Below are 12,725 nucleotides of genomic sequence, written 5' to 3'. Positions count from 1 at the left end.
TTCCTGATCGTCCTTTCCACCGGTTTCCCTTCCCAACCGTTTTTCCCGGACTCCCCGTCATGAACAATCCCCAGAACCGTCGCTTCAACGTCGCGGTCGTCGGTGCCACCGGCGCCGTCGGCGAAGTCATGCTGTCGATCCTCGCCGAGCGGGATTTCCCGGTCGGCAAGCTGGTGCCGCTCGCGTCCGAGCGCTCAGCCGGCAGCACCATCGAGTTCCGCGGTGACGACCATGTCGTGCAGGACCTCGCCAGCTTCGATCCCGCCGGCATCGACATCGCGCTCTTCTCCGCCGGCGGCGACACCTCGAAGGAATACGCGCCGAAGTTCGCCGCCGCCGGCGCCGTGGTGATCGACAACTCCTCGGCCTTCCGCTACGACGACGACGTGCCGCTGGTGGTGAGTGAGGTCAATCCCGAGCAGGTGAAGAACCGCCCGCGCGGCATCATCGCCAATCCCAACTGCTCGACCATGCAGATGCTGGTGGCGCTGGCGCCGCTGCACCGCAGGTACGGCATCGAACGCATCAACGTGGCGACCTACCAGTCGGTCTCGGGCGCCGGCCGCAGCGCGATGGAGGAACTGGGCAGGCAGACCGCGCAACTGCTCGGCTTCGCCGACATCGACCCGCAGAAGTTCCCGGTGCAGATCGCCTTCAACCTGATCCCGCACATCGACAGCTTCCTGGACAACGGCTACACCAAGGAGGAGATGAAGCTGGTCTGGGAGACGCGCAAGATCCTCGGCGACCAGTCGATCCAGGTGAACCCGACCGCGGTGCGCGTGCCGGTGTTCTACGGCCACTCCGAGGCGGTCGCGATCGAGACGCGCGAGAAAGTGACGCCGGAAGCCGCGCGCGAGCTGCTGGCGGCCTCGCCGGGGGTGGAAGTGGTCGACGAGCGCGAGCCGGGCGGCTACCCGACGCCCGTGACCCACGCCTCGGGCAAGGACGCGGTGTTCGTCGGGCGCATCCGCGAGGACCTCTCGCATCCGCGCGGCCTGAACCTGTGGATCGTCTCCGACAACATCCGCAAGGGCGCCGCGCTCAACGCGGTGCAGCTCGCCGAGCTGGTCGCGGCCGAAGGCTGAAACATTGCCTAATCCGCGCCGGGGCGGCTAGAGTCGCGGCCATGCAGAAGCCGCGACCGACCAGATCGACAGCACGGGGCAGGGCGTGGGCGATCGCCTGCGGCCTGCTGCTGGCCCTGCTGACGTTGCCGGCATTCGCGCTGGGACTTGGGCAGATCGAGGTCAAGTCGCGCTCGGGCGAACCGCTGCTGGCGGAGATCCCGATCATTTCGGCCGACCCGTCGGAGCTGGAGAACCTGCAGGCACGGCTGGCCTCGCCGGATACCTTCCGCCGGATCGGGCTGGAGCCGCCGACCGGGCTGGTGTCGGGCCTGCGCTTCGCGGTCGCGCTCGATGCACAGGGCCGCCCGGTGATCCGCATCACCAGCGACGTGCCGGTGCAGCAGCCGATGCTGACCTTCCTGGTCGAGGTCGACTGGGGCCAGGGCCGGCTGGTGCGCGAATATTCGGCGCTGGTCGACACGCCGCAGACGGTGGCCGCGCCCGCCCAGCCGCCGATCCAGGCCCCGCAGGCGGCGCCGTCGAACGTGATCACCCGTCCACCGGAGGTCGCCACGACCGATCCGCCCGGCGCGGAGCCGGATGCGACCTCGGAGCCCGACGTGGCCGAGGCGGACGAACCGCAGGCGGTCGCGGCGGAAGACCCGCCCCCGCCGACGCCCGCACCGGCGTCCGCGCCGGTCGCCATGCCAACGGCTGCCGCGCCCGGCACGCCGGGCGAGTACGGGCCGGTGCAGGCCGGGCAGACACTGGGCGAAATCGCCGCCTCGCTCTCCACCGGCAGCGGACACAGCCTCAACCAGGTGATGCTGGCGCTGCTGCGCGCCAATCCCGAAGCCTTCATTGGCGGCAACGTCAACCTGGTCAGGCAGGGGGCCGTGCTGCGCGTACCGCCGACCGATGCCTGGTCGGACACCAGCATCGCCGAAGCCAACGCGGTGGTCCGCGAACACGTCAGCCGCTGGCGCGAAATGCGGCGACCGGTGGCACAGCCGGACGCCGTCGCCGAAGCGGGCGAGGGCGCGACGCCTGCGACCGGAGAACGCGCGCCGGCCGCTGGCGCGCAGGGCGCCGGCCGGATCGCCGAGGCGCGGCTCGAGATCGTGCCGCCTTCGTCGGGTGGTGGCCAGGAAGCGGGAACACGAACCGGCACCGCTGCCGGGGGCGAGGGCGACATGCTGCAGCAACAGGAACTGGTCCAGACCCGGGAAACCCTCGCCGCGCGCGACGCCGAGGTACAGGAGCTGAAGACGCGCCTGGCCGAACTGGAGCAGCTGCAGCAACAGCAGCAGCAACTGATCCAGATGAAGGACAGCGAGCTCGCCGCCGCGCAGCAGCGGCTGGCGCAAAGCAATGCGGAGCCCGCGACCGGCACCTCGGCACAGACCGGGGCCGGAACGCCGGCGGATACCGGTGCCGGCCTGCCGTGGCTGTGGATCGGCCTGGGTCTGGTCGCCGCGGCATTGCTGGCCGCCTGGCTGGTCTCTCGTCGCAAGGGCGAGGCGCGCGAGCGCAAGCCGAGCTACGGGTTCGCTTCGGCGGCCAGCAAGGCGCCGGTGAAGTCGGAGACGGCGGTGCCGGTCGCCGTGCTGGCTCCGGAACAGGCAACCGGACCGGAACCGGAACCGCTGGTCGCCGCTGCGCCGGCCCCCGGGAATCCGGGCTCCACCTGGCAGGCGGCTCCCGCTGCGGCTGCCGGCACCTCGCCCACCTGGCACGCCGCGGGGGACGAAGGTGCACAGGGCGCGGCGGTGGCGCCCCTCAATCCCGCGCCCGCGGGGCAGGAACGCATCGAACTGGCACGTGCGTACATCGACCTCGGCGACACCGACACGGCCCGCAGCCTGCTGCAGGAAGTCGCCGACTCCGGCGACGCCGGCGCCCGCGGCGAAGCCCAGCGGCTGCTGCGCGAACTGGCCTGAGTGGTGTGCCCCGTTACGCGATAGGCGTCGAATACGACGGCTCGGAATTCCGCGGCTGGCAGCGCCTGACCCAGCCGGGCGCCGTGGACGACCGCACCGTCCAGGGCGTGCTCGAAACCGCGCTGTCCTCGGTCGCCGATGCGCCGGTGACCACCGTCTGCGCCGGTCGCACCGATGCCGGCGTGCACGCGCGCTGCCAGGTCGCGCACTTCGACAGCGATGCCGTGCGCGATCCGCGCGCCTGGACGCTCGGCACCACCACGCGCCTGCCGCCGTCGGTCAGCGTGGTCTGGTGCCGGCCGGTGGCGGACGATTTCAACGCGCGTTTCTCCGCGGTGGCGCGCCGCTATCGCTACCGCATCCTCAACCGGCAGGTGCGACCTGCGCTGGCACGGCAGTGGCTGTCCTGGCACTGGCGTCCGCTCGACGCCGGTGCGATGCACCGCGCTGCCCAGGCGCTGCTCGGCGAACACGACTTCGGCGCGTTCCGCTCCGCCGAGTGCGAGGCGACGCACGCGCGGCGGGACCTGCAGCGGATCGCGGTGTCGCGGGAAGGGGAGGTCGTCGCCATCGACGTGCAGGCGAACGCGTTCCTGCACCACATGGTCCGCAACATCGTCGGCTCGCTGCTCGAGGTCGGCGCCGGTGCCCGTCCCGAGGCGTGGATCGCCGAGCTGCTGGCGTTGCGCGACCGCACGCGGGCCGGCCCCACGGCGCCCGCGGCCGGCCTGGTGTTCGTCGGGCCGCTGTATCCCGCGGCCCATGGGCTGCCGGCGGACGTCAGCCTGCCCTGAGCCGCGCGCGCTTCGCCGGGAACGCCGGGGGCGTCCCCATGGGGTGCTGTCCGAAAGCGCGCGGAATCCGCACAATGCAGCGTCTCCCAGGAAAGGCCGCCATGTCGTCACCGCTGTTCCGCACGCGCATCAAGTTCTGTGGCATGACCCGCCCCGGCGACGTCCGCCTTGCCGGCGAACTCGGCGTCGATGCCGTGGGCTTCGTGTTCGCTGTGCCGAGTCCGCGCCGGCTCGAACCCGACCAGGCGGCGGCGATGCGCGAGGCGCTGGCACCGATGGTCGACGCGGTCGCCCTGTTCATGAACAACGACGCCGAAGAGGTGCGCCAGGTGGTCGGCGTGGTCAGGCCGTCGCTGCTGCAGTTTCACGGCGACGAGGACGAGGCGTTCTGCCGCATGTTCGGCCTGCCGTACATCAAGGCGGTGGCGATGGGGGCGGGCGCGTCCCCCGATCCGTTGGCGCTGCACGCGCGCTATCCCTCGGCGGCGGGGTTCCTGCTCGATGCCCACGCCCCCGGCGAGGCTGGCGGCACCGGGCGCGCCTTCGACTGGTCGCTGGCGCCGCGCGGGATGACCAAGCCGATCCTCGTGGCAGGCGGACTGACCCCGGACAACATCCACGACGCGGTCCTGGCCACCCGGCCCTGGGGCGTGGACGTGGCCAGCGGCGTGGAGGCGCCGGGCGAGGCACCCGGGGTCAAGGACGGCGCGCGCATGCGCAGGTTCGTCGAGGAAGTCCGTCGCGCGGACTGCGGCTGAAGCTCAGCCGCCGGCCGCGAACTCGCCACGCAACCAGCCGGCGAGCCGTTCGAGCTGCGCATCCCCGGCGACCGGCGCGCACAGGCACCATTGCGCCCCGGTCTCGATGAAGCCCCAGGGCGCGGCCAGCCGGCCGGCGGCGACGTCCGCGGCGACCAGCGGCTCCGGCGCGATCGCGATGCCGAGGCCGGCGACCGCGGCTTCGAGCAGGTAGTACAGGTGTTCGAAGCCGGTGCCGAACCGGAGCCGCGCGGGATCGAGGCCCTGTCGGCGCGCCCACTGCGGCCAGGCCTGTGGCCGCGAGGCGGTATGCAGCAGCTCTTCCGCCGCCAGCGCCGCGGCCGGTTGGCCGGACAGGCGCGCGAACGCGGGATGGCGCGGATTGAGCACCGGGCCGATCCGCTCCGGCGCCAGCGCATGCACGCGCCAGTGCGAAGGCCAGGGCGGCGCCCCGATCAGCAGCGCGGCGTCGAGGCCGGGCAGGGCAGGATCGAACTCGCCGTCGTGCGGCGACAGGTGCAGGTGCAGCCCGGGCAGGTCGGCATGCAGGCGCTCGAGGCGCGGGATCATCCAGCGCGCGAGCAGGCTGCCGGGGCAGCCGATGACGCGGGTGCCGGAAGCCGTTCCCCGGCGCAGCGTGCGCACGGTCGCCTGCAACTGGTCGAAGGCCGTGCGGGTCGCGTCGCGCAACCGTTCGCCGGCGTCCGTCAGGCGCAGGCCGCGACCGGCTCGCACGAACAGCCCGGTTCCGAGGTCCTCCTGCAGCAGGTGCAACTGGCGGCTGACCGCGCCGGGGGTGACGTGCAGTTCGCCGGCCGCGCGCGCCACGCTGCCCAGTCGCGCGGTCGCCTCGAAGGCGCGCAAGGCGTTGAGCGAGGGCAGGACACGGCTGGTCATCATTGAGTTTTCCTGACGAGTTTGTCCGATATTATCGGTTTCCCATGCTTGATGCGTGCGTTAGGGTGGATTCCTTCCCGCTGCCGCGACCCGCCATGCATCTCCAGACTCCCTTCGATTTCCACGCCTATCCGGATGCGGCCGGTCACTTCGGCCGCCACGGTGGCCGCTTCGTCGCCGAGACCCTGATCGGGCCGCTCGAGGAACTGGCGGCGGCCTACGACGCCGCGCGCGTCGACCCGGCCTTCGTCGCCGCCTACGACAAGGACCTCAAGCACTACGTCGGCCGGCCGAGCCCGATCTACCACGCCGAACGGTTGAGCCGCGAGGTGGGCGGCGCGCAGATCCTGCTCAAGCGCGAGGACCTCAACCACACCGGCGCGCACAAGGTGAACAACACCATCGGCCAGGCGCTGCTGGCCAGCCGCATGGGCAAGACCCGGATCATCGCCGAGACCGGCGCCGGCCAGCACGGCGTGGCCAGCGCCACCGTGGCCACACGCCTGGGGCTGGAGTGCGTGGTCTACATGGGTGCGACCGACATCGAGCGCCAGAAGATCAACGTCTACCGCATGAAGCTGCTGGGCGCGACCGTGGTCCCGGTGACCTCGGGATCGGCCACGCTCAAGGACGCGCTCAACGAGGCGATGCGCGACTGGGTGACCAACGTGCGCGACACCTTCTACATCATCGGCACCGTGGCCGGGCCCGACCCGTACCCGCGAATGGTGCGCGACTTCAACGCGGTGGTCGGCCGCGAGGCGCGCGCGCAGATGCTGGAGGATTTCGGCCGCCTGCCGGACGCGATCACCGCCTGCGTCGGCGGCGGCAGCAACGCGATCGGCCTGTTCCACGCCTTCCTCAACGACGCGGGCGTGCGCATCGTCGGCGCCGAGGCGGCGGGCGAGGGCATCGACACCGGGCGCCACGCATCGTCGCTGGCGGCCGGGCGGGTCGGCGTGCTGCATGGCAACCGCACCTACGTGATCTGCGACGACGATGGCCAGATCACCGAAACCCATTCGATCTCCGCCGGCCTCGACTATCCCGGCGTCGGCCCCGAGCACGCCTTCCTCAAGGACAGCGGCCGCGCCGAGTACGTCGGCGTCACCGACGAGGAAGCGCTGGCCGCCTTCCATCGCCTGACCCGCAGCGAGGGCATCCTGCCTGCGCTCGAATCCAGCCACGCCGTGGCCCAGGCGATCAAGCTGGCGCGCGAACTGCCGAAGGACGCGCTGGTGCTGTGCAACCTCTCCGGTCGCGGCGACAAGGATGTGCACACCATCGCCGCGCGCGAGGGGGTGGAGGTATGAGCCGGCCGGACCGCCTGCGACGCAGGTTCGCGAAGCTCGCGGCCGGCGGCCGCAAGGCACTGATCCCCTTCGTCACCGCCGGAGATCCGTCGCTGGAATCGACGGTGCCGGTTATGCATGCGCTGGTCGAGGCCGGTGCGGACGTGATCGAACTCGGCGTGCCGTTTTCCGACCCGATGGCCGACGGGCCGACGATCCAGCGCAGCTCGGAGCGCGCGCTGGCGCGCGGCGCCGGACTGACCTGGGTGCTGGAGGCGGTGCAGGCCTTCCGCGGCGGAGATCCGGACACGCCGTTGGTGCTGATGGGCTATCTCAATCCGGTCGAGATCCGCGGCGCGGCGCGGTTCGCGCGCGAGGCGGCGGAGGCGGGGGTCGACGGCGTGCTGCTGGTCGACCTGCCGCCCGAGGAGGCGCCGGAGTTCCGCGACGCGTTCACCGCGCACGGCATCGACCTGATCCTGCTGGCCTCTCCGACCACCACCGACGCGCGCCTTGCGGCCCTGCTGGCGAACGCGAGCGGCTATCTCTATTACGTCAGCTTCGCCGGGGTGACGGGCGCCTCGGAGCGGCTCGACACGGTGGTAGCCGCCGACCACCTGCGGCGGATCCGCGCCGGTGCCGAAGTGCCGGTGGTGGCGGGCTTCGGCATCCGCGACGCGGCCGGCGCGGCGGCGATGGCGCGGGACGCGGACGGGGTGGTGGTCGGCAGCGCGCTGGTCTCGGCGCTGGCAGACGCCGCCGATGTCACCGACGCGGCGGCCCGCGCCCGCGCGTTTCTCGCGCCCTTGCGGGCCGCACTGGACTGAACCCCGCGCCCGACGGCCCGGCTTGCGGCCCGCCGCGACCGAAGCGGCTGGTTCTCCTTGCGGTTCAATGTCTTGCAAGGCGGCAGGTTGGCGTCGCGCGGCGACTGCCGCTGCAGGTGCCGGGGCGGCCGGGACTCGGAGCCGGCACCGGGCCTTGCGCTAAACTGCGCGCCTTCCGCGGCGCGACCGCGACCGGACTCGACCCAGGCATGAGCTGGTTGAAGAAACTGATGCCGCCGCGCATCCGCACCGACAGCGGCGTGACCCGCAAGCGCAGCGTGCCCGAGGGGCTGTGGGAAAAATGCGAGCGCTGCGCCGCGGTGCTCTACGGCCCCGAGCTCGAGGAAAACCTCGAGGTCTGCCCGAAGTGCGGCTTCCATCGCCCGATCCGCGCCCGCGCCCGGCTCAAGGCCTTCCTCGATCCGGGCACGCTGCACGAGATCGGCGGCGAACTCGGCCCGACCGACGTGCTCAGGTTCCGCGACCAGAAGAAGTACGCCGACCGCATCAAGGCCGCGCAGAAGGCCACCGGCGAGCGCGACGCGCTGATCGTGATGGAAGGCAGGCTCAGGCAGATGCCGATGGTCGCCGCCGCGTTCGATTTCGCCTACATGGGCGGGTCGATGGGCTCGGTGGTGGGCGAGCGCTTCGCGCTCGGGGCCGAGCGCGCGCTGGAGATCGGCTCGGGCTTCGTCTGTTTCTCCGCCAGCGGCGGCGCGCGCATGCAGGAGAGCCTGTTCTCGCTGATGCAGATGGCCAAGACCTCCGCGGCGCTCGGCCGCCTTCGCGCCGCGGGGCTGCCCTACATCTCGGTGATGACCCACCCCACCACCGGCGGCGTCTCGGCCTCGTTCGCGATGCTGGGCGATGTCAACATGGCCGAGCCCGACGCGCTGATCGGCTTCGCCGGCCCGCGCGTGATCGAGCAGACCGTGCGCGAGACCCTGCCCGAGGGCTTCCAGCGCTCGGAGTTCCTGCTCGAGCACGGCGCGATCGACCAGATCTGCGACCGTCGCGAGCTGCGCAACCGGATCGCCACCCTGGTGGCGATGATGACCCGGCAGCCGGTGCCGCAGGACGTTGCCGCATGAGCCGGAAATACTTCGGAACCGACGGCATCCGGGGCCGCGTCGGCGAGGGCGCGATCTCGGCCGATTTCGTGCTGCGCCTGGGCAACGCCTACGGCCACGCCCTGCGCGCGGCGGCGGCCGGGCAGGGCGGGGAGTGGCGCAAGCCGCAGGTGATCATCGGCAAGGACACCCGGATCTCGAACTACATGTTCGAGGCGGCGCTGGAGGCCGGGCTGGTGGCGGCGGGCGTGGACGTGCAGCTGATGGGACCGATGCCGACGCCAGCGGTGGCGCATCTCACCCGCTCGATGCGCGCCGACGGCGGCATCGTGATTTCCGCCTCGCACAATCCGCACTACGACAACGGCATCAAATTCTTCTCCGCCGACGGCGAGAAGCTCGACGACGCCACCGAGCTGGCGATCGAAGCCTCGCTGGAAACCCCGTTCAGCACGGTCTCGTCGGAACAGCTGGGCAAGGCGGTGCGCACGCGCGACGCGGTGGGCCGCTACGTCGAGGCCTGCAAGGGATCGGTCTCGCGCAGTTTCGATCTCGGTGGCATGCGGATCGTGGTCGACTGCGCCAACGGGGCGACCTACCAGATCGGGCCGATGGTGCTGGCCGAGCTCGGCGCCCAGGTCGAGACGATCGGGGTTTCGCCCAACGGCACCAACATCAACGACGGCGTCGGCTCCATGCACCCGGAAGGCCTGGCCGCGCGCGTGCGCGAGACGGGCGCAGAGCTCGGCATCGCCTTCGACGGCGACGGCGACCGCCTGCTGTTCGTCGACAGCGACGGCACCGTGCGCGACGGCGACGACCTGCTGTACGTGCTCGCGCTGGACTGGCAGGCCAGCGGCCGCCTGCGTGGCCCGGTGGTCGGCACGGTGATGACCAACTACGGCTTCGAACAGGCGCTGGCGAAGGCCGGGATCGGCTTCCTGCGCACCAGGGTCGGCGATCGCTACGTCCACCAGGCGCTGCTCGAGCACGGTGGCATCCTCGGCGGCGAAGCCTCCGGCCACCTGCTGTGCCTGGACCGCGCCACCACCGGCGACGGCATCATCAGCGCGCTGCAGGTGCTGGAGGTGCTGCGGCGTCGGGGCACCACCCTGCAGCAGGCGTTGACCGGCGTGCGCAAGCTGCCGCAGAAGACCGTCAACGTGCGCTACGCCAACGGTGCGAAACCGGCCGAGGCGGACGGGGTGAAGGCCGCGCTCGCCGCCGCGCAGGCGGCCGTGGAAGGGCGGGGGCGCGCCTTCCTGCGCCCGTCCGGCACCGAGCCGGTGGTGCGGGTCACGGTCGAGGCCGACGACGAGGCGCTGGTGCTGTCCACGCTGGAGGCCCTGGCCGGCGCGGTCCGTGCCGCGGCCGAGCGCTGAACCATGCCCTTGATCGGGATCACGGCGGCCCGACCGTGCGCGTGGCCCAATGTCCCGGTCCGCCGAATGTCCCGGAGCCCAAGATGAGTGCGCGTATCCCCACCCTCGACATCCGCCGTTTCGAAGGCGACCGCGATGCCTTCGTCGCCGAACTCGGTGCGGCCTACCGCGAGTGGGGCTTCGCCGGCATCAGCCACCACGGTATCCCCCAGGCACTGATCGACGACGCCTACGCGGCGTTCCGTGCCTTCTATGGACTGCCCGACGAGGTGAAGCGTCGCTACCACGTGCCGGGGCAGGGGGGCGCCCGTGGCTATACGCCGTTCGGGATCGAGACCGCGAAGGGTTCGAAGCATTTCGACCTGAAGGAGTTCTACCACATCGGCCGGGAGCTGCCGGAGGAGTCGAAATACCGCGACGTGATGCCGCCGAACATCTGGCCCGAGGAAGTCCCCGAGTTCCGCGAGCGGGGGCTGGCGCTCTACAACGCGCTCGACGCGCTGGGCTCGCGCGTGCTGTCGGCGCTGGCGCTGCATATCGACCTGCCGGCCGACTTCTTCGCCGACAAGACCAACTTCGGCAACTCGATCCTGCGCCCGATCCACTATCCGCCGATCACCGCCGACGACATCCCCAACGTGCGCGCGGGCGCGCATGGCGACATCAACTTCATCACCCTGCTGGTCGGCGCCTCCACCGCGGGCCTGGAAGTCCAGTCGAAGAAGGGCGAGTGGGTGCCGTTCACCTCCGAGGGCGACACCATCGTGGTCAACATCGGCGACATGCTCGAGCGCCTGACCAACCACGTCTATCCCTCGACCATCCACCGCGTGGTGAATCCGCCCGGCGATGCCGCGCGACAGCCGCGTTACTCGGTGCCGTTCTTCCTGCACCCGAACCCGGACTTCCTGATCGACGTGCTGCCTTCGTGCATCACGCCGGACAACCCGAGCCGGTATCCCGAGCCGATCACCGCGCACGGTTTCCTCGAGCAGCGCCTGCGCGAGATCAAACTGAAGTAGCCGCAGGCGCAACGTCGCGCAACGTCGGACCGGCGCTGCGCCAATCGCCTGCATGGGGCTTCTTCTTCCATTCGATCGCCGATGAGAGAGTCCCTGCCAGGACTCTGGATGGACGCCGCGCCCTGGCGCCCGGGGATCGCGGCCAGCAAGACATGGATGTCTTGCGCGCGAGTCAGGGCAGGATGCCCTGCCGAGCGAAGAGCGATTCCCGGGCGCCAGGGCGCGGCGTCCGTCCGAAACCCTGATCGGCTGCCTCGCAGAACGGCAGCCGTCCCGCAGTAGGGAGAAGAGCCGAGAAAAGAGGGGAGCGGGCCGTACGCCCGCCCCCTTCCTCAACGGCGACTCGCGATCAGCAACCGGCCACGTTGCACAGCGGCACGATGTTGGCGCTGCTGAAGCGCGGGCCCACGTAGCTGTTGCCGAAGTCGCCGATGTGCGGGCCGCTGACCACGCCGTTGACGTGGTTGCCGCCGTGCGAGTTGGGCGTGTAGTTGCGCAGCCAGCCGCCGCCGCTGCTGCCGTAGGTCATGTCGCAGCCCTGCACCAGCACGTCGGTGCCTTCCCAGCTCGAGCTGTAGCTCTGGCCGGCGCAGATGTGGGTGTACTGGGTGCTGAGGTTGCTGGCGTAGCCGTGCGAGTAGATCGACTGCGAATAGCCCCAGTCCCAGCTGCGCCCCAGCCAGCCGACGTAGTTGGTCACCGGCTGTCCGGTGGTCGCTTCCCCGGCCAGCCTGATCACCGCCACGTCCCAGCGGCGGCCGCCGTTGTTGATCCACTCGTTGAGCACGGTCGCCGACTGCCAGCCGTAGCGGCCGTAGGGCGCGACGCCGTAGCGGTCGGCCGGCACGAACACGAAGTTGCGGTTGAAGCCCTGGCCGCGGGTGTAGACGCAGTGCGCGGCGGTGACGAGCACCGAGTTGCCGCTGGCGACGTTCGCGGTGCAGTACGAGCTGCCGCCGCTTGGGGTGGTGAAGTACAGCTTGCCGATCTTGTTCCAGGGCGCCGCCGTCCACTGGAAGGTGTAGAAGTTGCCCGGATAGCGGATGTAGGGATGGTGCGCGCCGTCCTTCTCGCCGGCGTCTTTCGCGCCCTGGAGGGCGTCGTCCTGCATCGTCTCGATCTTGCGCCAGGCCTCGCCGAACTGCTGTCGGGCGAGGTACTCGGCGAAGGGCAGCGCCGCGCCGCCGGCGGACGAGGTGTCGAGGAACGGACGGCGCGCGGGCGGCAGCGCGCTTTCCGGCGCCCCCTTGGGTGCGACCGTGTCGGCCTCGGGCCACGCCAGCGGCGTGGCCGCGGCGCGCTGCTTTTCGGTGGCGAATGGATGCGCGGAAGCGCTGGAGAGGATCTTCTGCTGCGCGCCGCCGGCCGCGGTCAACACGGTGACGTCGCCGTCGGGGGTGCGCACCACCTTCTCGGACGCCTGCGCGGAGGTCGCCGCCAATGCGGCGAGAATGATCGCGGCGAAGGCGCTGGAGCCAGTCGCGGCATGGCTGCGGTTGCTTGCGATGTTGGAACGGAGTGTCATTGCGTGTGTGCTCTTGCTGTGGGTCGCCGCGACGGGAATTCGCCGCGCCGGGACAGGCAGTACGACCCCTGCGCTCCGCCCGGCGGGCGGAACGGATGCCGTTGGCGGGCGTGGCGCGCCAACCGCGCCTGGCCCTCGTTTCCGTGGT

The 12,725-nt window shown here is 71.1% G+C and carries 11 protein-coding genes; 9 read left to right on the top strand and 2 right to left on the bottom strand.

Annotated features, from left to right (window positions below; genetic code table 11):
• The first annotated feature begins 59 nt into the window (after positions 1 to 59).
• The 4 genes from FZO89_RS01960 (at position 60) to FZO89_RS01945 (ending at position 4,562) form a co-directional block, all read left to right on the top strand.
• The gene (locus tag FZO89_RS01960; protein ID WP_149101685.1) at positions 60 to 1,088 is read left to right on the top strand and encodes an aspartate-semialdehyde dehydrogenase; all 1,029 of its coding nucleotides are present in this window, start codon (positions 60 to 62) and stop codon (positions 1,086 to 1,088) included.
• A gap of 41 nt (positions 1,089 to 1,129) precedes the next feature.
• The gene (locus FZO89_RS01955) at positions 1,130 to 3,010 is read left to right on the top strand and encodes a type IV pilus assembly protein FimV (protein WP_149101684.1); all 1,881 of its coding nucleotides are present in this window, start codon (positions 1,130 to 1,132) and stop codon (positions 3,008 to 3,010) included.
• A gap of 5 nt (positions 3,011 to 3,015) precedes the next feature.
• The gene (gene truA, locus FZO89_RS01950; protein WP_149101683.1) at positions 3,016 to 3,804 is read left to right on the top strand and encodes a tRNA pseudouridine(38-40) synthase TruA; all 789 of its coding nucleotides are present in this window, start codon (positions 3,016 to 3,018) and stop codon (positions 3,802 to 3,804) included.
• A 101-nt stretch (positions 3,805 to 3,905) separates the two neighbouring features.
• Positions 3,906 to 4,562, top strand: a complete 657-nt coding sequence (locus FZO89_RS01945) for a phosphoribosylanthranilate isomerase (protein ID WP_149101682.1) — start codon at positions 3,906 to 3,908, stop codon at positions 4,560 to 4,562.
• 3 nt (positions 4,563 to 4,565) lie between these two features.
• Here the strand turns inward: FZO89_RS01945 and FZO89_RS01940 are convergent, their stop codons facing one another.
• The gene (locus FZO89_RS01940) at positions 4,566 to 5,459 is read right to left on the bottom strand and encodes a LysR family transcriptional regulator (protein ID WP_222928072.1); all 894 of its coding nucleotides are present in this window, start codon (positions 5,457 to 5,459) and stop codon (positions 4,566 to 4,568) included.
• A 95-nt stretch (positions 5,460 to 5,554) separates the two neighbouring features.
• Here FZO89_RS01940 and trpB point away from each other — a divergent pair, with 95 nt between their 5' ends.
• From trpB to FZO89_RS01915, 5 genes are all read left to right on the top strand, one after another.
• Positions 5,555 to 6,772: a tryptophan synthase subunit beta gene (gene trpB / locus FZO89_RS01935; protein WP_149101680.1), complete on the top strand. Its 1,218-nt coding sequence runs from the start codon at positions 5,555 to 5,557 to the stop codon at positions 6,770 to 6,772.
• Positions 6,769 to 7,578, top strand: coding sequence for a tryptophan synthase subunit alpha (trpA, locus tag FZO89_RS01930; RefSeq protein WP_149101679.1), 810 nt, complete (start codon positions 6,769 to 6,771; stop codon positions 7,576 to 7,578). The genes trpB and trpA overlap by 4 nt, the downstream gene beginning before the upstream one ends.
• Positions 7,579 to 7,787: 209 nt before the next feature.
• The gene (accD, locus tag FZO89_RS01925) at positions 7,788 to 8,669 is read left to right on the top strand and encodes an acetyl-CoA carboxylase, carboxyltransferase subunit beta (RefSeq protein ID WP_149101678.1); all 882 of its coding nucleotides are present in this window, start codon (positions 7,788 to 7,790) and stop codon (positions 8,667 to 8,669) included.
• On the top strand, positions 8,666 to 10,030 hold the full coding sequence (glmM, locus tag FZO89_RS01920) for a phosphoglucosamine mutase (protein WP_149101677.1): 1,365 nt from the start codon (positions 8,666 to 8,668) through the stop codon (positions 10,028 to 10,030). The genes accD and glmM overlap by 4 nt, the downstream gene beginning before the upstream one ends.
• Positions 10,031 to 10,113: 83 nt before the next feature.
• Positions 10,114 to 11,052 carry an isopenicillin N synthase family dioxygenase gene (locus FZO89_RS01915; protein WP_149101676.1) on the top strand — a complete coding sequence of 313 codons (939 nt, stop codon included), beginning with the start codon at positions 10,114 to 10,116 and terminating at the stop codon, positions 11,050 to 11,052.
• A gap of 349 nt (positions 11,053 to 11,401) precedes the next feature.
• On the opposite strand, the gene FZO89_RS01910 is transcribed toward FZO89_RS01915, so the two are convergent.
• The gene (locus FZO89_RS01910; RefSeq protein WP_149101675.1) at positions 11,402 to 12,577 is read right to left on the bottom strand and encodes a trypsin-like serine peptidase; all 1,176 of its coding nucleotides are present in this window, start codon (positions 12,575 to 12,577) and stop codon (positions 11,402 to 11,404) included.
• Positions 12,578 to 12,725: the final 148 nt, after the last annotated feature.

The organism is Luteimonas viscosa, assembly GCF_008244685.1.
Taxonomy (GTDB): Bacteria; Pseudomonadota; Gammaproteobacteria; order Xanthomonadales; family Xanthomonadaceae; genus Luteimonas; species Luteimonas viscosa.
This window is presented reverse-complemented; position numbering and strand designations above follow the sequence as displayed.